Raw genomic sequence first — 25,642 nt, forward strand, 5'->3', positions numbered from 1 at the left:
TACAAAACTCTCCCTTTATAGCAAATAAGCTGTGACATCTTTTGTCGCAGCTTAAATCGCCCTATTCAAATGATAATTCTAATAAATATACTTTCTTTTCTGGAATATGACAAGTAGTCGCCCAAACATCATGGTAACTTTTCTTTGTTCCATTGGTCATTGAAAAATAACTATCAAGAAGGTCACCATTCTTTGCCACAAAAGCAATTGACAAGCGATTAACCATGAACCGATCAACAGGGAAATAAAACGCAGCATTAGCTATCTTTAACGAATCATCAAATAGAATTATAACCGTATTAGTATAACGTGGTCTAATCCTTTTAATTAACTCTGGATGATGCTTTAATTTTGTCAAAACATAATAAATTGAATCAGAATTACTAGCCATACTCTTCCCCTCACTTGACTGTAATTATAACAAATAGCTCCCTTATCAACAAAAGACCTACTAGATTAGCTAGCAGGTCCTTTGGCAAAAGTTGGGCATACTGGTCTCGAACCAGTAAATTATGGATTCAGAGTCCACTGCCTTACCAGTTTGGCGAATGCCCAATAAAATAAATCTATAACGATATATACTATACATGGAAGCGACTTAATAGTCAACTCTTTTTTATCAATTCTCCTCAGCACGCAATCGTTGGTGTTGACGGTCACAACGCCATTTGGTAATTAAATTGATAAATGGATGACGCTTGAAATCGCACCAATAATCAACATCAGCCCAAATTTGCTTTTGGGTCCACTTGCCATAATCATGATGTAAGAAATTATAGTTTTTCAATGTTGACTGTTTTTTCCAAATAGTTGCCATTATAAATTGGCTTCGTGTCCGTTGCACAGTTTTTTTTATCATTACTGGGTCAACTGCTTCTACCCCTATTACTTTTGCCGTCCCAATTGGCGGAATAGGCTGACCACTTGGTAAGTACGGCGCTAAGGGAACATTTATCAATGCGTCAAGAATCACCTCTTGCCAATTCTCTCGTGTCTCATAACGATGCATTAAGCCAGGCTCAACATCATTTGCAATTAAGTAATCACGTGTTTTTCCACAGCTTAACTGGGTATGAACTAAAAATGCTGTTGCCATCTCAAATCCTCCTCCCTCATTTTATTAATATTTTACCGCAAAACGCCTTTACTTTGTGTAAAATATAACAAAAAGAAAAGAGGAAAAGTAAACTTCTTTTCCATTCTTTCCTCATCATCTAATTTAAGCTTGAACATCGTTATCCCCTGCAATCTTAGCTTTATTTAGTAGCAAAGAAGAACTAACAACAGAGACAGAACTAAAGGCCATCGCAAGACCGGCAAGTTCAGGACTAAGCGTAAAACCAACAACTGCAAATAATCCTGCGGCAATCGGAATGCCAATAACATTGTAAATAAGCGCCCAGAAAAGATTTAACTTAATCCGGTTAAAGGTCTTCTTAGAAATATCAAGAGCGCGAACAACCCCTTGCAAATCATTCTGAACAAGGACAATGCCACCAGAGTCAATTGCAATATCAGTTCCTGATCCCATTGCAATACCAACATCAGCCGTAGATAACGCTGGAGCATCATTAATTCCATCACCAACAAAGGCAACTGTTTTACCATTATCTTGAAGCTTCTTAATCTGTTGTGCCTTATCATTTGGCATTACTTCAGCAATTACCTTATCGATATCTACTTCATCAGCAATTGCGTGAGCTACCCGCTTATTATCACCAGTTAACATCACGGTCATTAAGCCACGTGCTTTTAACTCCGTAATTGCATTTTTTGAACTTGGCTTAGGGACATCTTGAATAGCAACTAAACCGATTATTTCCCCATCAAGGCCTACGTAGACAACTGTCTTAGCCTCATTTTGTAATTTTTCAGCCCGTGATACCATTTCCTGGGAAATATTCACATCAACTAACAGACGATTACTACCAACAAATGCTATTTGACCATTATATTTTGCACGCACCCCCTTCCCCTCAACTGCTTCAAATTTATCTACTTTTACCGGTAAGATCCCTTTATCCTTAGCCTTTTGAAGAATAGCTGATGCTAACGGATGCTCTGATGATTCCTCGAGACTAGCAGCAATTGTTAATACTTTTTTAGCGTCTCCAATAATATCGGTTACGACTGGTTTCCCGACCGTAATTGTTCCAGTTTTATCAAACACAACGGTATCTATATCACTTACTTCTTGGAGAACTTCACCATTCTTGATAAGGACACCCATCTTGGCACTTCTGGCGGTTCCAACCATTAACGCAGTTGGGGTTGCTAAGCCTAACGCACATGGACAAGCAATTACAATTACTGAAACAGCAAATAATAACGCTTGAACAAATGTTACATCAACAAAAGAATACCAAATCATAAACGTCAAAATAGCAATAATCATTACCGCTGGAACAAATATATTTGAAATTTTATCTGTTAAGTTCTGAATAGGGGCATGACTAGTTTGGGCTTTTTTTACCAAATCAACAATTTGAGCCAGCATCGTATCAGCCCCAACCTTTGTTGCCTTAAAAGTAATGGTCCCATTATTATTAATTGTTGAACCAACAACAGTATCCCCAGCTTTTTTCATTACTGGCATACTTTCTCCAGTAACCATTGACTCGTCTAAAGAGGTGACCCCTTCAAGGATTGTTCCATCTACAGGTACCTTTTCACCAGGCTTGACCCGAATAAGGTCACCAACTTGTACTTGGTCAAGTGGTACTTTGACAAACTTGCCATTTTTTAAAACTTCAGCATCTTTTGCTTGAAGTCCAATTAACTTACCCAGAGCATTAGAAGCATTGTTATGCATTTTTTCTTCCATGGCATCCCCAAGTAAAACAAAGACAGTAACAAAAGCAGCACTTTCAAAGTAAACTGCCCTACCAGTTATCATCGCAAAAATACTATAGAAATAAGCGACGGCCGTTCCAGTTGCAACTAAAGTATTCATATTTGCGCTATGTTTCTTAAATGCAGCAATCGCGCTTTTCCAATACGGAAATGCTGAAATTGCCATAATAATGGTGGTAGTAATCAATGCTATCCAATTATAGCCAGGCATCATCCAATGAAAAGGCATTGCAAACATTTGTATTAACATTGGAAGTGACAGCACAAATGAAATCCAAAATCGCTGAATATTTGAAAGCTTCATTACTTTACAACAACCTTTCCATGAAACATATCCATTCCACAAGCATAGCTATAAGTTGCGGGTTTATCGGTTGGAATATCAACAGTAACCTCTTTTTTACCATCTAGTTTTTTATCAATACCAAGGTCTTTAAATACAATTTGATCCATACATCCCATATTTTCAGACGGAATAAACTTTATTTGTGCAGGTTTCCCTTGTTTGAAAGTAACCGTCTCTGGCTTGTAGCCGTGATTTTCTGCATTAACAACAACTTTTTTAATTTGACCTTTTGAAAAAATACTCATTATTTAACAATCACCTTTCCATGAAACATATCCATTCCACAAGCAAAATTAAAAGTCTGTGCTTTATCTGTAGGAATATTAATCGTTGTAACCTTCTGTTTTGTTAAATCCTTATTTACCCCAAGTTGTTCAAAAACAACATGTGATAAACAAGCCGTTGAATCACGCATATCAAAGTTAACTTGCGCCGGAATTCCCTTTTTCAGAACAACGGTTGAAGGGGTGTACCCACCATTAACGACAATCGTTGCCGTTTGTTCATCATTAATAATAGTCGATTTTCCAGCTACCTCTGTATGTTTTCCAAAGAACCACCAAACAATAAATGCAATTAAAAGTAGTGCAATGACTATAACAGCAATCCTCAACGTTCCCACCTTCTTTCGTTTACACTTGTAATCATACCATAAGTACAGCATACTATTAAAGTTTACAATTGTCAACAATAAAGAAAAGATATTAAACAATGGACGTTTTTCTCTTTTTTAATTAAAATTTGAGTACTAGGGGGTGGAACTGATTAAGAAGTCTAATTTCTTATTAACCTTATGTTACTTATTACTCTTCGGCGGAATTATTTACTTTTATCAAAACAATTCTACTTTTCAAGAACAATTTAATATTGGTATTCATAATGCCCAAGTGCTTACTCAATCGTGGCTGCATCGAATAACTGGTAAAGAAGTTGCAACCCCAATTAAACAAAATGCTGATCAGCAAACCGGAACACAAGATACGCCCACTGATGCACGCTGGCAACAAAACTCTGCAACGATTTATATCAATATCAGTAATCCAGTATTAAAGAATGCGACAGAAACTGCCATTACTCAATGGAATAATACTAAGGCATTCACCTTTAAGGTCGTTAATGATAAGGATGCAAATATTAGTGTTTCTGCTGTTAATGATCCAAATAATGGCGCAGCAGGCCTTACTAATACAAGTATGAATTCTGCAACCGGCTATTATCTCCACGCAACAGTAGAACTAAATTCATACTATCTATTGAATCCGGCCTTTGGATACTCACAAGAACGAATCGTAAATACTGCTGAACACGAATTAGGACATGCAATTGGTCTACAGCATACTAATAAAATTTCTGTAATGCAGCCCGCCGGATCATATTATTCTATTCAATTGCGGGACATCCAAGCTGTTAAAGCTTTATATTCACGAACCCCGCAACCTAGCATCGCTGAAGATAATCCCCATAGATAATCATAATTAATCTGACTAGCTCACTCTTCACAGAATTGGTATGGTAAAATGAAACAGTAAATCTAATAATTGGAAAGAGTATTTTTATGTCAAATAAAAAAGTTTTAGGTACAGCGATGATTATTACTGCCTGTACCTTTTGGGGTATTTCAGGGCTTTTTGCGAAGGCCCTTTTTAATGTTAGTAGTTCAATTACATCAATGTGGTTAACGCAGGTCCGAATGGTTTCAGCTGGAATTATTTTAGTCTTATTGAGTCTAATTCGCGGCGAACATCCCTTTCAAATTTTTAGGGATCTGCATTCCGCGTGGATCATCTTTGCATATGGTGTTTTTGGGTTAGTTCCTGTTCAGTATGCCTACTTTATGGCTGTCCAATATGGGAATGCTTCGATCGCAACCATTCTTCAATTTATCGGGCCTTTTTTTATCATTGCCTATCAAGCTATGTTTCGACACCTGCCACCACGACGAATTGAAATTATTAGTGCAATTATCGCCTTTCTAGGTGTCTTTATTATCGCAACTCATGGTCAATTTAACCACTTAGCAATGACGCTTAGTGTTTTAATATGGGGATTAATTTCTGCAATTGGTGTTGCAACTAATACCTTAATTCCACAAAATATGCTTCGTGAGGGTCGGGTTCCTTCATTAATTATTACGGGGTGGGGCCTACTATTTGCCGGATTAACCTTAGTGCTTATTCATCCTAGTCAACCACATATCCCTAATGTTCCTTCAGTTTGGTTATATGTGTTAGGAATTCTAGTAATTGGGACCTTAATTCCCTTTCAGCTAGCTAACAATTCATTAAAATATATTGATGCAACTACCTTTAGTCTAATGGATGCATTTGAACCCTTATCAGCGACGATCGGTTCAGTCCTCATTTTTCATTTACAAATGACAAGTACAGACATTCTTGGGTCGGTTTTAGTTATCGTTGCAGTACTTGCAATTAACATTCGTATTCCACAAAAAAGTTAAAGAGTAACTAAAAAAGAGAGGCTGGGAGAAAACTTTTGTTTTCTCCCAGCCTCAACTACTTTTATGAACAATAGAAAGATAACGTGGAACTAGCTTCGCGTCACCACAAGGCTCGAGTCTAAGTACGAACGATAATCAGCCTGTGCCGTGCTAATCATCATCCTAGCTTAGCCACCCGCCTTGTCGAGGAGGTTATTTTCCACTCTCTCTTTTTAGTTATCACGAATAACTGTCCCAACTTTACCAGCAAGAGCGTCATCAAGGCCATCTAAGGAAGTAATTAATGCTTCTCGTTCTGGATGACCTTCAACAAATGAAAGACATGCCTCAATCTTAGGGAGCATGCTACCAGCAGCAAACTGTCCTTCTTTCATGTATTTCTGGGCTTCTGCAACGTTTAATGTCTTAAGCGCTTTTTCATCCGGCTTTCCATAGTTAATATAAACATGATCAACAGCAGTTAAAATAATCAACTTCTCAGCATCGATCTTGTCGGCCAATAATGCACTTGAACGATCCTTATCAATAACCGCTGGAACTCCTTCAAGTCCTTTATCAGTGATGATCACAGGTACACCACCGCCACCACCGGCAATAACAAGCTTGTCAGCATCAATCAACGTTTTAATACTATCAAGCTCCATAATCTTCATTGGTAGTGGAGAAGGAACGACTTGACGATATCCACGTCCAGCATCTTCTTTAAAAGTGTAGCCCTTTTCTTTGGCAATTTCATCAGCTTGTTCTTTAGTGTAGAAATCACCAACTGGCTTTGATGGATTTTCAAAAGCAGGATCATTGGGGTCAACTGCAATTTGCGTCACAATCGTTGCCACACTCTTATTCATCCAACGGTAGTGTAATTCATTTTCTAAACTTTGTTGCAAATGGTAGCCAATATAACCTTGGCTCATTGCACCACACTCTGGAAAAGGAAAAGCAGCAGTCTTACCGTGTTCGGCAGCAAAGTTCATTCCTAAGTTAATAGCACCCACTTGTGGACCATTACCGTGACTAATAACTACTTGATTTCCGGCAGCGATCAACCCAATTAATGAGGAAGCAGTATTCTTTACTAACTTTAATTGTTCTTCAGGTGATTTGCCCAGTGCATTTCCCCCTAAAGCAACGACTACTTTAGCCATAGTAAATGCCTCCTAATTAGTTTTGTTCACCCAAAGTTGCAACCATCACAGCCTTAATAGTGTGCATTCGGTTTTCGGCTTCACGAAAGACAACTGAATGCTCACTTTCGAATACTTCGTCAGTAACTTCCATTTCCTTTAAGCCAAATTTCTTTTCAATTTCCTTACCAACTTCAGTGTCGAGGTTGTGGAATGCAGGAAGACAGTGTTCAAAGAGAACATTAGGATTTTCAGTAGCCTTCATAACATCCATTGTTACTTGGTAAGGCTTAAGAAGGTTAATCCGCTTTTCCCACATATCATCAGATTCACCCATTGATACCCAAACATCAGCATAGATTACATCCATACCTTTAACACCTTCCTTGATGTCATTAGTAACAACAATCTTAGCACCAGTCTTGGCAGCAATTTCGTTAGCCTTATCTAAGGTTTCCTTAGTTGGTTCCAATTCCTTAGGAGTAACAACGTGGTATTCCATCCCCATTACGGCGGCACCAAGCATCAATGCGTTTGAAACATTGTCTTGACCATCACCAACAAAGGCAAACTTGATGTCCTTGTATGGCTTCTTCAAAACTTCGTGAGCGGTTAAAAAGTCAGCAAGTACTTGTGTTGGGTGGTCTTCGTCAGTTAAACCATTCCAAACTGGTACACCAGAATACTTAGCTAAAATTTCAACATTACGTTGGGAGAATCCACGGTATTCGATTCCATCAAACATTCCACCAAGAACTCGTGCAGTATCCTTAACAGATTCCTTGTGACCAATGTGTGAACCTGATGGGCCAAGGTAAGTTACATGAGCACCTTCATCCTTAGCACCAACTTCAAAAGAACAACGAGTACGAGTAGAACTCTTTTCAAAAATTAAAGCAATGTTCTTACCCTCAAGATTCTTGCCTTCATAACCAGCATATTTTGCCTTCTTTAAATCTTCAGCAAGGTTAAGTAAGTATTCCATTTCCCGAGTGTTGAAGTCTGCAAGAGTTAAGAAACTACGATTACGTAAATTAAAAGCCATTTTTATTTCCTCCTAAGGTCTTAATACAAGTACTATAATAGGAGAAAGTTTCAAAATACTTCAAAAAAATTCCATAAATAGCAGAAAAAAGTTAACTATTTTTTGCATCAATCTCTTTATTCACAATGATGTAAGCGGAAACAATAATACGTTTGCAAATTAGCAACTCTATTGTCTAGTATCTTCACAAAGAGTAAAATAAAAAAGTGTTTCGAAATACTTCAAATAACATCAAGAAATCGGTGAAAATACATGAATTTTTATATTTTAGATAATGATAGTAAAATTATTCATTTATTATCCAATATTATTGAAAATGATTTTAACAATACTGTTGTTGGAACCACCTCTAGTCCGCAACAAGCTTATGACGATGCAATGCGTCTAGGAATTGATATCATGTTTATTGATTATGCAATACCCGAGATGGATGGGGTCCAACTTATCCAAAAAATCCAGGATAGTCACCATTATCCGCACTTTATTATGACTGCTCAAGCAATTCTGCCCTCGGTAAAAACAAGTGCATATCAACATGGAATTGATTTTTTCATTGAAAAGCCAATAAATATTGCAGAGGTTAAATCTATTATTAAACTAGCCGCACAAAATATTAATATGTCCAATCGTCTTCTTCAAGTTTTAGACCTTGTGAGTGGTGCAGCTAAAAATAATAACACAGTTACGATTAGCGGTAAAAATAAGAAAAAAGAAAATGCTCAATCTATTTTACGTTTTCTCGGTATCACAGCTGGAAACGGAGCACCAGCGATTAACAAACTTATTAACACAATGATTGAGCGCGAGATTAGTTTTGATGAGGTTAATTTTGAAGAATTTTTCCAATGTGATGGGCATGGTAAAAAGATAATTTTCCAACGGATTCGGCGCGATATAAAAACTGGCCTTAATAATCTCGCTCACATGTGTATGGATTATCCAGAAAACGACATTATTCTGGAATACGCAAATAACTTGTATGAATATAAAAATGTCCATAATGAAATTTTATTTCTTAAAGGAGAACGCAATAGCAGCGGGCAAGTATCACTAAAACATTTCTTTAATGGACTCGTTCAAGAAATAAATTAAAATACTAAAAATAATAAGAGTGGAAAATAACCTTCTCGACAAGGTATGGGCTAAGCTAAGGGGATGATTATCGTTTATGCTTAGACTCAAACCTTGTGGCGACGCGAAGCTAGTTCCACGTTATCTTGCTATGGTTTGTAAAAGCAGTTGAGGCTGAGAGAAAATCCCAGCCTTTTTGCCATTTTAAAAATACAACCTAATCAAAGTGCATTAACTGACTGGTTTTTGAATATCTAACTATTCTTGCATAGAAGGATCAAAAATTCACAAAGGTTTTAATTCTATCTTCTTGTTTTATGGCATTATTTTAAATGCAAAATCTTAAATTCTAAATAACACCACAAGATAATTAGTAAAATACTGTAAGCGGCAGAAAGCCACACTACATATTTAAAAAAAGCCAAGATATGGAATACAGTTAATATTTGAAGGCAAATTGTTAAAACAATCCATACTACTAAATGATCTTTTACTCGATCACGATGTTCAATTAATTCTTCTTTTTTCATAAACATACTCCAGATAAAAGGAGAGAATAGCCATATCATAATAGCTATTCCCTTCTTAATTATATTTAATTTATCCTAATTGTTTTTATCCATCTTAGCCCGTAATTCTTTGCCAATTTCTTCATATCCTGGCTTACCAAGTAAACCGAACATATTTGTCTTATAAGCTTCAACACCAGGTTGGTTAAATGGATTAATGCCATTTAAGTAGCCAGAAATTCCCATTGCAACCTCAAAGAAGTAAATAAGGTAACCTAAAGTATATTCATCTTCTTGTGGGATATGAACCGTCATCACTGGTACCCCACCATCAGTATGAGCAGCAACTACTGCTTCATAAGCTTTAGTGTTAACATAATCCATTGTCTTACCTTCCAAGTAGCCTAAACCATCAAGATTATCCGGTTCAGTTGGTATCTCCATGTCATAATTTGGTTTATCGAGCTTAACAACAGTTTCCATTAAGAAACGACGCCCTTCTTGAATGTATTGACCAAGGGAGTGGAGGTCGGTGGTGAAATTAGCAGATGAAGGATAAATTCCCTTTTGGTCTTTCCCTTCTGATTCCCCAGCTAATTGCTTCCACCATTCAGCAAACATCCGCATGTTAGGCTCGTAGTTTTCGAGCAATTCTGTTTCATAGCCCTTACGATAAAGAATATTGCGGTAAGCAGCGTATTGGTAAGCTTCATTCTTAGTTAAATCAGGATCAACATAATCCTTTTCCGCTTGGGCCGCCCCTTCCATCAACTTATCAATATCCGCACCAGAAGCAGCAATTGGTAAAAGACCTACTGCAGAAAGAACTGAGTAACGTCCGCCAACCCCATCAGGAATAACAAAGGTTTCATAGCCATGAGCATCTGCTTCAGTCTTTAAGGCACCCTTAGCCTTATCAGTAGTAGCGTAAATCCGCTTATTAGCTTCATTTTCCCCATACTTCTTAATTAAAAGGTCCTTAAAGATTCGGAAGGCAATTGATGGTTCAGTAGTTGTTCCTGACTTTGAAACAACATTGATTGAGAAGTCTTTGTCACCGATTAATTGGATTAAATCATGAATATAAGTTGAACTCAAGGAGTTACCAGCAAAGACTACCAATGGAGCTTTCCGGTCTTTTGCTTTTTGAGCTTGATAGAAAGTATTGTGCAAGAAGTCGATCGCCATTTGGGCACCAAGGTAAGAACCACCAATTCCAATGACAACTAGGATATCAGAATCACGTTGAATCTTATCAGCGGCCTTCTTAATGCGGGTAAATTCTTCTTTATCATATTCAGTCGGTAAATGGAGCCAATCACGGAAGTCGGCGCCAGCACCAGTACCATTTCGTAATTCATCATTAGCGGCGTTAACCATTGCTTGCATTTCGCCAAGTTCGTTTTCATGAACAAATTGCTTTAATGCGCTACTGTCAAATTTAATGTGTGTCATTCCAATAGCTTCTTTCTTTTTTATTTTAACAATTAAATGATAGCGGATAATGAAGTCGGTTTCAATCAGAACTAGAAATTTTTTCTTATTAATAAAATTGAAAACTTAGGATTAGTTAGGTATACTGAAGGCACATTTAGTATCCGCTTACATAATTGAAAGGAATAATTATTATGGATCAAAATACTGAAAATATGTTAGCTGGAAAACCTTATCGTCCTGGAACACCAGAACTCGATAAGTTTTCTCATCTTGCTCATCGTCTTTGTCGTGACTATAACTTAACAACTGATGAAGATATTGTTGAACGCAAAATGATTATTGATCGTCTCTTTCCTCAGCACGCTAATGAAATCTACTTTCAAGGACCCATTCACATTGATTATGGCCGTTTTACTAAAATAGGTAAGAACTTCTATGCTAATTTTAATCTTACTATTTTAGATACCTGTCCTGTTACCATTGGTGATAACGTAATGTGCGGCCCAAACGTCTCAATCGTTACCGCAATGCATCCCCTCATGTATCAGCAACGTAATATTCGTCAACAAGTAGACGGCCAGTTCGATGATGTTGAATATGGCAAACCAGTTACAATTGGTGATAACTGTTGGCTCGCAAGCAATGTAACAATTTGTCCTGGCGTAACGATCGGTAATGGTTGTGTTATCGGAGCAGGTACTGTCGTTACTAAAGATATCCCCGACAATTCGTTAGTACTTGGGGTTCCAGGTAAGGTTATTCGTCCTATTACTGACAAAGATCGCCTGAAAAATTACCCTTATTAAATAATAATTTCGATATTAAAAGACCTTCATCAAAAATCCGATGAAGGTCTTTTTTAGTTTATTTTTAATATAATTTAAGCAAAAATAGTTAAAATACTTCCGGCAACAATAAAGATGATTCCGGCGATCGTAAATGACATTTCCCGTCGAGTTTTGTGTTCATGAAGAACTAAGATACCACCAATTGTTGCAATGATAACGTTCATTTGTGTGAAGACAAAGGCTGTATTAATTCCGAGTGCCCGTCCAGCAAAAATATAAGCTAAGGCAGCAATCCCCCAAGAAATACCACCCCAGATATTGAGGTATTGTTCCTTTTGCTTAAAGGAATCGATATTTCCTGAACAAATAGCATAAATAATGGAACCAAGTAAAATACCAAGCATTTCTGGAAGGAAGATTCCTAAAGAACTATCATTAGCAACCATTGGCATCTTAGGGAATGCTGAATAAACCCAGTAACCAATAGAAGTAATTAATAAGAAAAGAAAGTTCTGAACAGTGATTCTCTTTCCGCTACTTTCATCAGAAACAGAGGTCATCAAAGCACCGACAATAACAATTGCTAAGGCGATGAAACCAATAGTAAGGGCCCGTGCTCCGCGCCATTCACCAAAGATAATAACCCCAATTAAAGAATTACCAACTAATTGGAGCACCGTTGATAGTGGAATAGTGTTTGAAACACCCATTCGCTTAAATGAAATGAATTGTCCAATCTGACCAATTGTCCACAGAGCACCACATAACACTGAGAACCAGAATCCAGTCGTTGTAACGGTTGGATGACCAAAAATAAATGCAACTAAACCAACAATCGTAGCACCGGCTCCAATACCAAACATTTGGTTAATTGTTGAACCACCGATCTTACCAGTGATCAGCGGCATAATTCCCCAACCAATCGCAGGGATTAAAGCAAGTAAGTAGTTCATAAAAAAATTCTCTCCTATCAATCCGTAATAATATTACGAAATATAAGTATATCATACGGTAAACGCTTTCGCAAACGCTTTCTTCAGATTTATTTAACCCATAAGAATTGGTCTACAAAAAAGAATTACTTCCAGTATCAACGTTAATGCGCTTCGTTTAAATAATTGGCTTACTTTTTATCTTTATTATTTGTAGGTTGAATATTATGAGGAGCATATTCACGATCAGGGAAAAAGATCGTAAATGTTGTCCCTTTACCATACTGACTTTTTACGTCAATTTTTCCTCCATGAAGAAGAACCAATTGACGCACAATCGCAAGTCCTAACCCTGATTCACCATACTTAGTATTCATCCGTGAACGATCAGCTTTATAGTACCGTTCCCAGATGTTTTCAAGCTGTTCAGAAGTCATCCCAATTCCATTATCTTGAACTTCAAATTGACTTCCTTTTTCCACACGTTTTCCCCGAATATCAATAATTCCATCATCAGTAAATTGGATTGCGTTTTGAATAATATTAAACATAATCTGCACAAACCGGTCATAATCTGCATATACTCGTAAATTCTTTTCTACATCTAAATGCAGAGTATCTTTCTTTTCTTTTGCCTTTTTTGATAACTGCTCTCGTAAATTTTCGAGGACTGCTGATGCATCAAACATTTTCCGTTCCATCGCAATTTGATTAGTGCGAATCTTTTCATAATCTAAATTATCATTAACCAAGCGAATTAACCGCCGTGTATCGTTTTGCATTAACTGGATACTATGTTTTTTATCCTCTTCCGGAATTGCATCATATTGCAACCCTTCAAGAATTCCATTAATAGTTGTTAATGGCGTCCGCATTTCATGGGCTGCATTCGCCATAAATTGTCGTCTTCGCTCTTCTTGACGGCGAATTTCTTGCTGTGATTCACGTAATGAAGCAGTCATCTGATTAAAACTGCGTCCCAAATCGGCCACTTCATCTCGCCCATTATCATCCACTTCAACGTTATAATTTCCACGCGCAATTTGGTGAGTAGCCATCCGTAATCGGTCAATTCGTTTGGTAATTGACCGTGCCAAGAAATAACTAACTGCAAGCGTTACAAGACTGGCTGTTAATAATGCCATTACTAAGTTAATCTTTATTTGATGCATATTTTGTTCAATTGTCGAGACAAAGGTTGCAATTGAAACTACCGCAATCATCTTTCCCTTATAGAAATATGGACGTGAAACTTCTGTCATTCGTGGAGAAACACCTTGTGATACCCGTGAATTAATTTTAGGGGTAATTAGTTTGGTGCAAACAGTTTCGCCCTTTTTTAACCTTTTCCAATCACTTTTACTCATACTCGGGGCAAAACCATTACTAGCAAAGATTTTCCGTTGTGTTGTATCGTAAATAGCAAAGTGAACATTTTGACGTGTCAAAAGATTGGCATTGCTATTTAATGATTCTGTAGCAAACCCTTCAAAGCTTTGGGTTGCCATATTGTAACGAATAGAATCCTGAATTAAACTATCAGAATAACTTTTCAATTGTTGCCACGTATTATGATACATGGTGTTGTTAGTCACATTTATAAACGAAATACTAACAATCACCATTAATGTCAAAATAATCGCAAAAAATGAAAGCATCAACCGATACATTAATTTCATTAGTCGTTACCCTCGTCATCAAATTTATAACCGACACCCCAAACAGTCTTAATTACTTGTGGTCCAATGTTTTCTAGTTTTTGCCGCAACTTTTTAATATGGGCATCAACGGTTCGTTCGTCTCCATAATATTCATAATCCCATACTAATTGTAAAAGTTGTGAACGGGTAAATACCTGACGTGGCTTCGAAGCCATTGTCTTTAATAGATCAAATTCCTTCGGTGTTAAGTCGGCAACCGGTTTTCCGTATAAGAATACTTCTCTTGTCTTAGTATTAATCTTAAAGTTCTTTGTTTGAATATCGAATGTATCATCACTATCAGAAGCTTGAACATCCTCAAGCTTGTTTAGATGCGTTCGCCGATAGAGGGCCTTGATTCGCGCAATCAAAGTAATTGTACTAAATGGTTTAGTTACGTAATCATCTGCACCGATTTCTAGTCCTAATACCTGATCACTTTCGGTATCACGAGCTGTCAACATAATTAAAGGAACTGTTGGTGATACCCGCCGAATATCTGCTGCAACCTGCATCCCATCCTTTTTAGGAAGATTAAGGTCTAACAAAATAATGTCCCATTTATGAGGATCAGCATTAAACTTTTCTTCTGCTTCAACGCCATCATAAGCAAATTCATATTGCCATTTTTCTTTTTTGAAAAACATTGCCATCATTTCACAGACAGAATGGTTATCCTCAATCATTAATATTTCCATTTACTTCATTCCTTTATATTTTTCTGAACTCTATTTACTAATTTTCATATGAGGGATACCATCTTACGAGGCTCCAACAATTATACTCAACTATTAAAAAAGACTGCCACAAACTAATGACAGTCCTTATAGGCATATAGTGGAGATGACGGGAGTCGAACCCGTGTCCAAGCATATCGCCATTTCAATCTCTACGTTCATATCTCAACTATTTAGATTTCACTAACCAAAACGCCGTTGATCAGGGCAACCATGATTAGCTAGCTTGATTAATCTCTTCCTATTACTTCAAACGGGAGTAATAAGCGTAGTCCACTCATTATAAAACCCATTACCGCATCATGGACGAACCCGGAATGGATCTACGCGCGCTACTTGTTAGGCAGCGTATGCGTAAGAGTTTGAATTATTGTTTGCAGTTATAATTTAAAACTGAGCGTTTTTACGAAGACGCAACCTTCGAAACGCAATTGAAACTCGACCTATACCTGTCGAATCCATAAACATCCCCATAAGAGGTACACTTATTATACCACATTTGTACAAAAAAGCGAGACTATGAAGATTACCTTCTTAGTCTCGTTTTGCTTTGTCTTAGTAATGCAGGTTAAATTTTAGTACCAGCCGTTAGCTTGCCAGTGAGCCTGAGCATTTTGCCATGAACCATAACGACTTGCAACGTATTGGTCAGCAACCCGTTCTTGGTTAGCTGCTGAGTAGTCACCGTTAAGGTATGATGCTGATAGTTGGTACTTACCAATGTATTGACCGTTAGTAGCACCGTAGTTACCACCAGATTCACGAGCGGCAATCCAGGCCTTAGCAGCAGCTTCTGAACCTGAAGCATTTGAAGTATAGCTTTGGCTAGCTTGACTTTGAGCTTGTTGAGGTTGTGCTTGTGTAGCTTGTTGAGTAGTATTATTATCAGCTACATTTGCATTAGCTGCATTTTGAGCGTTGTATTCTTGAATTTCACCATCGCTCTTGATGATTAACTTTTGACCAACGTAAATCTTGTTAATATCTTGAATATTGTTCTTCTTAGCAAGATCATTGATCATACTGTTGTCTTTTGCAAATTTGTAAGAAATACCGGAAAGTGTGTCACCACTTTGTACGGTGTAGATAGTGTCGGCATTAGCAACAGTAGCCGTTGCACTAACACCTAAGGCCACTGCACCAAGAGTAGCAGATACTTTAGCAAAGTTTTTCTTAGAAATCATAAATTAAACAACCATCCTTTATTATTTAACAAATTATCTTTTCCGTTTCAACACCCTATATACTACACTCTTAATATTACTAAGCTGTAACAACACCATTTCTATTTACTACTCTCCGTTGGTTTTTTGTAATATTTTGTAACATAAGTTGGCAATTAATATGATTATAGAATTGGTAACTCCTTGTGCTAGTTAGCTTTTAGGGTCCCGTAACTTTTATTGAAAAGTCATTAAACATTAAATAAAAAAGAGTGTTTTTTTCGCGAAAAATTCATATTTACACCAAAAACACTCTTTATTTTACTTTTTATGGCATTCTTTATTACAAAAGTGTTGCAAAATAACGTTCGCAATACTTTGCAACCCCATCATTATCATTTGTATCCGTAATTGCTGTCGCTACTGCCTTAACGTTCGGGAGACCATTTTTCATTACGATCCCTTGAGCCGCTGCTTCAATCATTTCAAGGTCATTATCAGCATCCCCAAAGGTCATTAAGTTACTAAAATCATCCCCAAAATGGTCCAGTAATGCCTTCAAGCCAACTGCTTTATTTAAGTTTTTGGGCAAAAATTCCATAATCATGGCCTGTGATTGGACTGCGTGATAATGTGCCTTAAGATCGGCTGGCAGCTCTTTTATAATAGTAGATAATTTTTCTGGTGTGATTGCCATTACAGCCTTACTATAAATCGTTTCAGGTACATCACGCATTGGTAAAGTTTGAAATTCAATATTCTTTAAGACTGTCCGATAAATTGACCCCGGATAGTCATTTAATTCATATACTCGTTCAAAGTCTAAAATATTGAGTGGAATCTTTTTACTTTTAACATAAGAAAATAGAGGGGCTAAATCACTCTTTTTCATCCCTAATTCAAAAAGATGTTCGCGTGATTTATTATTAATAACTAATCCGCCATTAAATGTAATTGTATAATCTTCTGGATCAGTTAACCCAAGCTGTTCAATGTATGGCCAAATTGCATTAATCGGTCGTCCGGTACAAAGCACTACCCTAATTCCCCGTTGGTGTAATTGCTTTAGAACCCGTTCATTACGTTGACTTATTTCTTTATTACTATTTAAAAGCGTATTATCAAGATCTAACGCAACCATCTTAATCATATTCTTATTCCCTCTTTCGGATTTTACCCTGAATTATTTGCTGATTAAAGTCTTCAAAAAGTGTTAAAAACTGGTCCGCACGCTCTTCGCCATAAATTTGAACCCAATTGGCAAACCGGTAATTAATCCTTTGCCAAATCTTTCTTTCAACATCCCTACCCTTTTTAGTTGCAACTAAAAACATCCGGCGTCGATCGGCTGGATCAGCTTTTTGTTCAACGTATCCCTGCTGAAAAAGGACTTTTAATTGGCGAGAGACAGCACTTCTTGTTACCTGTCGCTGCTCAGCAATATCCATTAATTTAATGTTAGGATGGTTAATAATTTTTCGCAAAATCAAAAATTGTTCAAAAGATAAATTATATTCACTAGCTGGTTCGGAAATAAAACTTTCGATTCCCTTTAGTCCTGTTAAGTAAATATTGATAGCCTTATCTAATAATTGATCTTCATGTGCCATTACTAATCTCCTATTTTTCTGTTAATATCGCCTTGGCAATTAAACGTGCAAAATGATCATTCCCGCTTGGTCCCATATGCACATTGTCACTTGCAAACCAATCAGAATGTCCTTGACTCGCCTCATTCCAATCGACCACATGAATATTCTTATGCTTTTTTGCCAAATCTTTAATTTCCTTATTAACTGTCTGTTGCCATGGTTTAGTTGGAACGTGAGCAGTTACCCAATAGATTTGATGTCCAGAGCCAATCGAACTTAAAATATCATTTAACGTCTTCTGCGTCATAGGGCCATTTGTTCCCAAGTTTAAGACAACGATTCTATTTAAATGTCCATCTGCCTTTAATTGCTTAATAACATCAGGAGCTGCGGATCCTTGACGCCCAACTTGCGCATCAACATAAGCATTGGGCATTAATTTCTGGATACTATCTGCGGCATCTGCCATTACAGAGTCACCGATAGCCGTTACTTTTAACTTTTGCGCAGCTTTAATTTGCGCAGAAGTTAAATCATACTGCTTCTGAAGCTTTGAAGTATTACCACTAGCCTCAGCAACATTGTCACCTTTAGCAATCTTCTTATTATGTTCTTCAGCAGCCTGGTGATTTTGTTCTATTCGTTGTTGAACTACTGTTTTCTTTGGTGCCCGATTTGGCTGACAAAAACCAATAAACGCAATGACAACAACTAATGCACTTACCAATATTTTTGTCCCGCTTTGCCAACTAAAACGATGCGTTTCTAACACATGCTGAAGATCAGCTGGTAATTTTGACCACTGATACTGAGTAAATGGTCGCTCAATTAGCCGGTAAGAAATTTCACTTACTACTAAAATAATAATAATTTCTACTAACGCATTGAGGAGTGGATGGTTGCCAACTTTAATTAACCGTTCATAAAAAATCATCACGGGATATTGATAAACATAAATCCCATAAGAACGCTGACCCACCCAATGAAAAACCGGGTTTGTAAACCATTTATTCATCCCTGCTCCTGGATGAATAATCGTAGCCATCAATACCATTCCAATAAGACTATAGATAAACATTCCGCCCCGATAGGTAAATGGAGACTGACCATTCAATGAGAAAAAGCCACCAATTGTTAGTATTGTTGCAAGAATCCCTATAAAATTAAGTAAATAGCGACTATTTGTTTGCAGGTTGGGTCGAAGTCGATTTAATGGCCATGCTAACCCTAACCACGATCCAAGTAAAAGTGAAAAGGCTCGAGTATCAGTTCCATAATAAACCCGGTTAATATTTGCCGGGTCATAAAGAACGGCCATCTCTATCGCTGATAGTACAGCTAATATAAAAACTACTCGCCGGACATTTTGCAGCTTTTTAAAAAATACAAATAACAAAGTGATAATCAAGGGCCACAGAAGATAAAATTGCGCTTCAACCCCTAATGTCCAGAGATGGGTAAAAGGTGAGGTACCACCAAACTGATCAAAGTAGGACTGCCCGTGACTGATTTCCCACCAGTTATATATCCAAGCTAAATTAGTAATGATTACCGCCCGAATGTTATGGAGTAACTCTCGTGCAAATAATGTAATATACGCTGTCGTTAAAATTAACATCGCAATTAATGTCGGATATAGTTTCCGAAATCTCTTTAGGTAAAAATGCCCTAAATTAATATGACCACCATATTTAAGTTGCCGACTAAACTGATAAGTTACAAAATATCCAGAAACCAACAGAAAAAGCGGTACTCCTAGATAACCACCCATCAAGATATTGGGCAATAGGTGGTAAATAATAACTCCTAAGACAGCTAATGTTCGCAAGCCGTCTATTCCTGTGACAAAATAGTGCGACCTCATCCCCTGTGATGGATTAAAATTTGGCTTCATTGCCTAACCTCCACATTTTTATATTCAATTTTAGCACTACCAAATAACTTAGCTTTCTTCTTTATCCAATATGATTTTCTTTTAAGATTGCTTGAACAACCTCATCAACCTCTGGGGGACGCTTCCATTCTTCCCAATGATCCATTGCTTCAGTTTGCATCTTATAGTGCGTATTTATAAAGTGCTCATATTTAATAACATTTTTAGAATGAGGAATATTTAATTCTAAAATACGAACTTCTTTAATAAAATTGCGTTCAGCCGCTAATTCTGCACGACCATTTTGAACCATATTACCAATTTCATAATATTTTGAGCCGTCATTACGGGTAATTTCTTCAATTAATGTTAACGTTTCGTGTTGTTCTTCCACGGTGTCCTTCCCCTTTCAATCTTTATCATTATAGCGAGTTTAAATAAAAAAATCACCGTCTAAAAGACGATGATCGGCATAAGAGAGAAAGAGAATTGATTAGAAGGTAATTACTTTATACCTTACAACTTTAATGTTAGCGCTTCCAGTAAAGTAAGTCAATCCTTTTATTAAATAAATTCAAAGAAAATATCAAATTACTTTTTAAATAAAAAGAAGTTGAAAAACTAACTAAAGCATTTCTAACTTCTTTTATAATTTTATTGAACTGTAACAGATTTTGCGAGGTTACGTGGCTTATCAACATCAAGTCCCTTACCAAGACTAGTATAGTAAGCCAATAATTGTGCTGGAATTACACTGAGGAGTGGTGTTAACACTTCATCTACATCAGGAAGAATAAATGTATCGTCTTCTTTCGCAAGGTGACGAGAAACAATTGTAATTGCATTTGCACCACGAGCTTGTGTTTCTTCAAGATTGCTCCGTGTTAAACCAGCTGTCCGGTCCTGAGTAATAATTCCAATCACTGGAGTCTGATCTTCGATTAAAGCGATTGTTCCATGCTTTAATTCACCAGATGCAAAGCCCTCCGCTTGAACATACGAAATTTCCTTTAACTTCAAAGCAGCTTCAAGAGAAACTGACCAATCCATTCCCCGACCAATGTAGAAGGCACTTTGAGATTTAGATAGGTAGCGAGAAGCAATTTCTTCCACTTTCTTCTTACTGTCAGTAATTGATTGCATTCCATTAGCAACTAATCCTAGTTGGTGCTTTACATCAAAATCTTTGGCTGCTTGTTTATCCATGTAAACACCAACTGCTTGAGCAAGGATAGCCTCTACAGCAATTTGCGCGGTATAAGCTTTTGTTGAAGCCACAGCGATTTCTGGACCAGCATGAAGTAATTCAGTATAGGTTGCTTCACGAGAAAGCGTTGATTTATCAACATTTGTAATTGTTAAACTTGGCCAGTTATGCTTATTAACATTAACAAGTACTTCCCTACTATCAGCAGTTTCTCCACTTTGACTTAGGAAGATAAAGAATGGCTTCTTAGAAAGCAGTGGTTGTTCGTAAGCGAATTCTGATGAAATATGAACAGAGGTAGGAATACCACATAGCTTTTCAAAAATCCGTGCACCTACTAAACCAGCATGATAACTTGTGCCGGCCCCAACAATGTAAAGGTGGTCAGCATTCGCCATGTCTTTTAACAGATCCTCATTAATTTGTGCTACATCATTGTTGCCAAAGTATTCTTGAACTAACTTCCGCATAACGGCTGGCTGTTCATCAATTTCCTTTAGCATGTAGTATGGGTAGGTGCCCTTATCTGCTGCATTAGCGTCCATATCAACCTTAAATGTTGGCCGTTCAATTTCACTACCATCAAAATCTTTAACAGTAACATGGTCCGGCTTAACGATTACTAACTCGTGGTCACCAATTTCCATAAAGGTATTAGTTTCTTTAATCATCGACATTGCGTCTGAACCAACCATGTTGTAACCATCAGTAATTCCAACTAATAATGGACTCTTATTTTTAGCAACAAATAATGTATCCGGCTGTTCTTTATCCATCAATACAAATGCATACGAAGAATCAGGACTGATCAAACGAAGAACTTTGAGTAAAGCTGCTTCTGTTGACATTCCAGACTCAACTACAAATTTATCAACTAATTGAACAATTACTTCTGTATCAGTTTGACTAACAAATTTAACGTCAGATAAGTATTCTTTCTTTAAATCAGCATAATTTTCAATTACACCGTTATGAACTAAGTAGAACCGTTCGTCTTTAGAGTATTGAGGGTGAGCATTGGCCTCATTTGGTTCACCGTGAGTAGCCCATCGCGTATGACCAATTCCTGCCAAGCCATGAACTTCTTCCCCAAGTGCTGCTTCTAAATTAGCAATTCGACCTGGCCGCTTAACAAGATAATCATGCCCCTGTTGATCATTAACATAAACTCCCGCAGAGTCATATCCACGATATTCAAGACGCTTTAATCCATCAATCAGAATTGACAAACTCCTGTCAGTTCCAGTAACTCCAACAATTCCACACATAATTAAATTCCATCCTTTAAATAAAATTGGTATAGATAACTAGTAATTATTACTAAATCTAATCAACTGTATTGTATAGTACAGTTTTTGGATTACCTTGTCAATCATTTTATCCAATTGGTCTATATACTTTAAAATTTATTAAAAGATTAAAAAGCATGAATGGGAAATAACTACTTGGGAGCAATATAAAGCCAGTTCCCCGTTATCTTGCTATCGTTCATGAATAGCAGTTGAGGCTGAGAGAAAAACAAACGTTTCCTCTCAGCCTCATCGTAAAGTTATTTTACTTCTAATTCCGCACGGGCAATATCACCGATTCGTTCAACATATTCATGAACCAATTCTGGAGTAGCTGCTTCAGCCATAATTCGTAAAAGAGGTTCTGTTCCACTAGGGCGAACAAGGACCCGTCCGTCTCCGTCCATTTCTTTTTCGACTTGCGCAATGGCTTCCTTTAATTTTTGATTTTCCATCGCAGTAGTCTTGTTTGCTACTTTAATATTCAACAACTCTTGTGGATAAGTTGTTACATCACTTGCTAATTCAGCAAGTGTCTTGCCAGAATCTTTAACTACAGACAAGAGTTGTAGTGCAGTAAGCATTCCATCACCAGTCGTATTGTGATCTAAGAAAATGATATGACCTGATTGTTCGCCACCAAGGTTATAGCCATTTTTTAACATCTCCTCAACAACGTAACGGTCACCAACTTTAGTCTTAACACTCTTTAAATTATGTGCCTCCAAGGCTTTGTACATTCCCAGATTACTCATAACAGTTGTCACAACTGTGTCTTTCTTAAGTAAACCTTTCTTATCCATATACTTACCACAGATATACATAATCTTATCACCATCAACAATATTTCCTTCGTTATCAACAGCAATACAACGGTCACCATCACCATCAAATGCTACTCCAAGGTCTGCATCATTTTCCACAACTGCTCTTTGAAGGCTCTCTGGATGGGTCGATCCACAATTTAGATTAGTATTTAAACCATCTGGTTGATCATTAATTGGAATAAAATCAACGTTCATATCAGCAAAAAGATTGGAGATAAAGCCACTTGTTGCACCATTAGCAGCATCAACCACCACTTTTAACCCTTCAAGATCATTTGAAACTGTTTGTTCCAAGAAAGAGGTATATTTTAATGCTCCCTCATGATAATCAGCAACTGTTCCTAATCCAGCATCAGATGGACGTGGTAACGTATCCTCTTCAGCATCAAGTAATTGTTCAATTTCATACTCTAGTTCATCAGATAATTTAAATCCATTATCCCCAAAATACTTAATCCCGTTGTATTTAATGGGGTTATGACTAGCAGTAATCATTACTCCAGCATCAGCTTCCTGTGCACGAACAAGGTAAGCAACCCCTGGAGTAGTTACAACCCCCAACCGCAAGACTTCAATACCAACAGATAATAGTCCAGCAATCAAAGCATTTTCTAACATTTCACCTGAAATCCGAGTATCACGAGCAACTAGCACCTGAGGCTGCTTCCGTTCTGAATGGCGAGTAAGAACGTATCCTCCCGCGCGCCCAACCCGGAATGCTAATTCAGGACTTAAGTCTTGATTTGCAACACCACGAACACCATCAGTTCCAAAATATTTTAACTTCATTTCACTTCTCCTCTATACGTACCTTTATTATTAATTTCTGCTACTTGAACTTGAGTTTTCATTACTTATACTACTTGATGATTGGGAAGTTTCAGAGAAAGAAGCTGAAGAGTCATTTGGTGAAGTCGATCTTGAACTACTCTTTGTATCTTCACTCTCTTCACTGCCACTCCTACTTGATGAATCATCACTCGAACTACTGCTCTGTGAACCTGCAGAAACAGGAATTGAAACATTAGTAGTAGTTGGTGAAATTACCACATTAAGGGTTTGTCCATTCCGATCAACTGCTTGTAATGTTACCTGTCGTGTAATATTATCCTTTGCATCACGAGAAACCGCCACAAAAGCAATAATTCGATTTACCTTATTAACTTCATCTCGAGAACCAGTAACTTGAACAGTTTGAATATCACTATGTGGTTGCCCAAGCTTATAGCCATTATCCAAATCCTTATTACTCAAACGAACAGTTACTTTCATTGTAATTGTCTTCCGTGGTTGGATATTCACATTAATATATTGGGGTTCAATTTTAGAAGTTAACTCTGAGTTTAACCCGCTCGTTTTTAACTTTACTCGATGTTTACCAGGTGTCAAGTCAGATAAATCTGCATATACCTTAAAATTCTGAGTATTAGAGGTGGTTGTAACCAATGCGGAAGGACCAGTTACCTTAACTTTAACATATTGCGGATACCCGCTAACAATGTATCTATTATTATCAATTGTTACATCAAGAGGCATCCTCAGAGTAACGGATTTATTTGACATTAATGCACTACTTTGATTATTATTTCGGGTATTTTGACGAAGAAAGCCACTTTTACTCCCATTTACATACATGAATAAAAAGATTGCCAGAATTAACGAAATAATTCTCAAAAACCATTTCCGCCGAAAGAAGCCTTTAGTGTTCTTGCCCATGGCGGCCACCTCCTCTACGTTGAAACTTAGCATAAAGTTCTGTTACCAAGTTTTCGTGTTGGGGTTCATGCGTATATAATTGAGCACGCAAGAACTTTAGGTATTCATCCCGTGACATATTGCGAATTAATTCATTGTCCTTCGTAATTGAAACTTCTCCGGTTTCTTCTGAAATAACAATTGTCAATGCATCTGTCACTTCACTAATTCCAACTGCGGCTCGATGCCGTGTCCCTAATTCTTTAGGAATCAATTTACTATCAGACAAGGGAAGATAGGCAGCCGCTACCGCAATCCGATTATTTTTTATAATAACTGCTCCATCATGTAAGGGCGTATTAGGAATAAAAGTATTAATGAGCAACGCACCCGAAATATCAGCATCGAGTGGAATACCAGTTTCAATATACTCTTCTAGCCCAGTCTTCATTTGAATACTCATTAAAGCACCAATTCTTCGCTTTGACATGTACTGAATCGCTTGGTCTAACTGCTTAATCACATCTTCTTCTTTCTCATTTGCTGTTTGATTATGAGTTAAGAATGTTCCCCGCCCAAGGTGTTCCAATCCTCGCCGAATTTCTGGCTGGAAGATAATAACAATTGCAATAACACCCCAGTTGATAATTTGATCCATTACCCACGAAACAGTACTTAACCCAACATACCAACTAACAATCTTAACCAAAATAATGATCAGAATGCCACGAAATAGTTGGACAGCTCTTGTACCACGAATCAACATTAATAACTCGTAGATTAAAAACCAAATTACTAAGATATCAATTAAGTGAATCAGATTCTGCCACGTTAGAAGCGAAATTATAAACTGCATCGCATTCACCATCCTCTAAATCACGTTCATATTATATCATTTCATTCCATGTTTAGCCTAATCTAGAAAAAATTACTTTAAAGTTTTAAAAATAAATAAAGGCTCAGCTGATTAAATAACCGCTGGGCCATTAATATTAA

25 protein-coding genes, 1 tRNA gene and 1 other RNA gene are annotated in these 25,642 nt (G+C 37.1%); 4 read left to right on the forward strand and 23 right to left on the reverse strand.

Annotated elements, in window-relative coordinates; translation table 11 throughout:
* Nucleotides 1–61: 61 nt before the first annotated feature.
* From H5R88_RS02865 to H5R88_RS02890, 6 genes are all read right to left on the reverse strand, one after another.
* Nucleotides 62–391, reverse strand: a complete 330-nt coding sequence (locus H5R88_RS02865) for a hypothetical protein (RefSeq protein WP_182577997.1) — start codon at nt 389–391, stop codon at nt 62–64.
* 91 nt (nt 392–482) lie between these two features.
* Nucleotides 483–555, reverse strand: a tRNA-Gln gene (locus H5R88_RS02870).
* A gap of 64 nt (nt 556–619) precedes the next feature.
* Nucleotides 620–1,096, reverse strand: a complete 477-nt coding sequence (locus H5R88_RS02875) for a DUF7679 family protein (protein ID WP_182577996.1) — start codon at nt 1,094–1,096, stop codon at nt 620–622.
* Nucleotides 1,097–1,219: 123 nt separating this feature from the next.
* The gene (locus tag H5R88_RS02880) at nt 1,220–3,157 is read right to left on the reverse strand and encodes a copper-translocating P-type ATPase (protein ID WP_182577995.1); all 1,938 of its coding nucleotides are present in this window, start codon (nt 3,155–3,157) and stop codon (nt 1,220–1,222) included.
* A complete protein-coding gene (locus H5R88_RS02885) occupies nt 3,157–3,444 on the reverse strand; it encodes a cupredoxin domain-containing protein (protein ID WP_182600194.1) in 288 nt (95 codons plus the stop codon). Before H5R88_RS02885 ends, H5R88_RS02880 begins: the two co-directional genes overlap by 1 nt.
* A complete protein-coding gene (locus H5R88_RS02890) occupies nt 3,444–3,821 on the reverse strand; it encodes a cupredoxin domain-containing protein (RefSeq protein WP_182578110.1) in 378 nt (125 codons plus the stop codon). The genes H5R88_RS02885 and H5R88_RS02890 overlap by 1 nt, the downstream gene beginning before the upstream one ends.
* Nucleotides 3,822–4,086: 265 nt before the next feature.
* On the opposite strand from H5R88_RS02890, the gene H5R88_RS02895 reads away from it, so the two are divergent.
* Both H5R88_RS02895 and H5R88_RS02900 read left to right on the forward strand, forming a co-directional pair.
* Nucleotides 4,087–4,668 (forward strand): matrixin family metalloprotease, encoded by a 582-nt coding sequence (locus tag H5R88_RS02895; protein WP_182578109.1) that lies wholly within the window; start codon nt 4,087–4,089, stop codon nt 4,666–4,668.
* A gap of 86 nt (nt 4,669–4,754) precedes the next feature.
* Entirely contained in the window at nt 4,755–5,657 is a 903-nt protein-coding gene (locus H5R88_RS02900; RefSeq protein ID WP_182577993.1) for a DMT family transporter, read from the forward strand.
* Nucleotides 5,658–5,869: 212 nt separating this feature from the next.
* On the opposite strand, the gene arcC is transcribed toward H5R88_RS02900, so the two are convergent.
* Nucleotides 5,870–6,802: a carbamate kinase gene (arcC, locus tag H5R88_RS02905; protein ID WP_182577992.1), complete on the reverse strand. Its 933-nt coding sequence runs from the start codon at nt 6,800–6,802 to the stop codon at nt 5,870–5,872.
* 16 nt (nt 6,803–6,818) lie between these two features.
* Nucleotides 6,819–7,826, reverse strand: coding sequence for an ornithine carbamoyltransferase (argF, locus tag H5R88_RS02910; protein WP_182577991.1), 1,008 nt, complete (start codon nt 7,824–7,826; stop codon nt 6,819–6,821).
* Nucleotides 7,827–8,078: 252 nt separating this feature from the next.
* Here argF and H5R88_RS02915 point away from each other — a divergent pair, with 252 nt between their 5' ends.
* Nucleotides 8,079–8,918 carry a DNA-binding domain-containing protein gene (locus tag H5R88_RS02915; RefSeq protein WP_182577990.1) on the forward strand — a complete coding sequence of 280 codons (840 nt, stop codon included), beginning with the start codon at nt 8,079–8,081 and terminating at the stop codon, nt 8,916–8,918.
* A 302-nt stretch (nt 8,919–9,220) separates the two neighbouring features.
* Here H5R88_RS02915 and H5R88_RS02920 read toward each other — a convergent pair whose 3' ends face one another.
* Together H5R88_RS02920 and H5R88_RS02925 are read right to left on the reverse strand one after the other, a co-directional pair.
* Nucleotides 9,221–9,427 (reverse strand): hypothetical protein, encoded by a 207-nt coding sequence (locus tag H5R88_RS02920; RefSeq protein WP_182600195.1) that lies wholly within the window; start codon nt 9,425–9,427, stop codon nt 9,221–9,223.
* Nucleotides 9,428–9,502: 75 nt separating this feature from the next.
* Complete coding sequence (locus H5R88_RS02925; RefSeq protein WP_182600196.1) at nt 9,503–10,861, reverse strand: glucose-6-phosphate isomerase; 1,359 nt, start codon at nt 10,859–10,861, stop codon at nt 9,503–9,505.
* 173 nt (nt 10,862–11,034) lie between these two features.
* Here H5R88_RS02925 and H5R88_RS02930 point away from each other — a divergent pair, with 173 nt between their 5' ends.
* On the forward strand, nt 11,035–11,649 hold the full coding sequence (locus tag H5R88_RS02930; protein WP_182577988.1) for a sugar O-acetyltransferase: 615 nt from the start codon (nt 11,035–11,037) through the stop codon (nt 11,647–11,649).
* 74 nt (nt 11,650–11,723) lie between these two features.
* On the opposite strand, the gene H5R88_RS02935 is transcribed toward H5R88_RS02930, so the two are convergent.
* The 13 genes from H5R88_RS02935 to cdaA form a co-directional block, all read right to left on the reverse strand.
* Nucleotides 11,724–12,584 (reverse strand): GRP family sugar transporter, encoded by an 861-nt coding sequence (locus H5R88_RS02935; protein WP_182577987.1) that lies wholly within the window; start codon nt 12,582–12,584, stop codon nt 11,724–11,726.
* 170 nt (nt 12,585–12,754) lie between these two features.
* Nucleotides 12,755–14,242 carry a sensor histidine kinase gene (locus H5R88_RS02940; protein ID WP_182577986.1) on the reverse strand — a complete coding sequence of 496 codons (1,488 nt, stop codon included), beginning with the start codon at nt 14,240–14,242 and terminating at the stop codon, nt 12,755–12,757.
* Nucleotides 14,242–14,961, reverse strand: a complete 720-nt coding sequence (locus H5R88_RS02945) for a response regulator transcription factor (protein WP_182577985.1) — start codon at nt 14,959–14,961, stop codon at nt 14,242–14,244. Before H5R88_RS02945 ends, H5R88_RS02940 begins: the two co-directional genes overlap by 1 nt.
* Before the next feature lie 137 nt (nt 14,962–15,098).
* Nucleotides 15,099–15,472, reverse strand: a transfer-messenger RNA (tmRNA) gene (ssrA, locus tag H5R88_RS02950).
* A 103-nt stretch (nt 15,473–15,575) separates the two neighbouring features.
* Nucleotides 15,576–16,184, reverse strand: a complete 609-nt coding sequence (gene apf, locus H5R88_RS02955; protein WP_182577984.1) for an aggregation-promoting factor — start codon at nt 16,182–16,184, stop codon at nt 15,576–15,578.
* 322 nt (nt 16,185–16,506) lie between these two features.
* Nucleotides 16,507–17,313, reverse strand: coding sequence for a Cof-type HAD-IIB family hydrolase (locus tag H5R88_RS02960; RefSeq protein ID WP_182577983.1), 807 nt, complete (start codon nt 17,311–17,313; stop codon nt 16,507–16,509).
* Between the two features lie 4 nt (nt 17,314–17,317).
* The gene (locus tag H5R88_RS02965) at nt 17,318–17,773 is read right to left on the reverse strand and encodes a MarR family winged helix-turn-helix transcriptional regulator (protein ID WP_182577982.1); all 456 of its coding nucleotides are present in this window, start codon (nt 17,771–17,773) and stop codon (nt 17,318–17,320) included.
* Nucleotides 17,774–17,783: 10 nt separating this feature from the next.
* The gene (locus H5R88_RS02970; RefSeq protein WP_182577981.1) at nt 17,784–19,649 is read right to left on the reverse strand and encodes an acyltransferase family protein; all 1,866 of its coding nucleotides are present in this window, start codon (nt 19,647–19,649) and stop codon (nt 17,784–17,786) included.
* Nucleotides 19,650–19,710: 61 nt separating this feature from the next.
* Nucleotides 19,711–20,022, reverse strand: a complete 312-nt coding sequence (locus H5R88_RS02975; protein WP_182577980.1) for a hypothetical protein — start codon at nt 20,020–20,022, stop codon at nt 19,711–19,713.
* 260 nt (nt 20,023–20,282) lie between these two features.
* Nucleotides 20,283–22,103, reverse strand: a complete 1,821-nt coding sequence (gene glmS / locus H5R88_RS02980) for a glutamine--fructose-6-phosphate transaminase (isomerizing) (RefSeq protein WP_182600197.1) — start codon at nt 22,101–22,103, stop codon at nt 20,283–20,285.
* A 281-nt stretch (nt 22,104–22,384) separates the two neighbouring features.
* Nucleotides 22,385–23,740: a phosphoglucosamine mutase gene (glmM, locus tag H5R88_RS02985; protein ID WP_182577978.1), complete on the reverse strand. Its 1,356-nt coding sequence runs from the start codon at nt 23,738–23,740 to the stop codon at nt 22,385–22,387.
* Between the two features lie 30 nt (nt 23,741–23,770).
* Nucleotides 23,771–24,667 (reverse strand): CdaR family protein, encoded by an 897-nt coding sequence (locus H5R88_RS02990; RefSeq protein ID WP_182577977.1) that lies wholly within the window; start codon nt 24,665–24,667, stop codon nt 23,771–23,773.
* Nucleotides 24,651–25,502 (reverse strand): diadenylate cyclase CdaA, encoded by an 852-nt coding sequence (cdaA, locus tag H5R88_RS02995; RefSeq protein ID WP_231794704.1) that lies wholly within the window; start codon nt 25,500–25,502, stop codon nt 24,651–24,653. The genes H5R88_RS02990 and cdaA overlap by 17 nt, the downstream gene beginning before the upstream one ends.
* Nucleotides 25,503–25,642: the final 140 nt, after the last annotated feature.

Source organism: Limosilactobacillus agrestis, from assembly GCF_014145585.1.
In the GTDB taxonomy this organism is placed as follows: Bacteria; Bacillota; Bacilli; order Lactobacillales; family Lactobacillaceae; genus Limosilactobacillus; species Limosilactobacillus agrestis.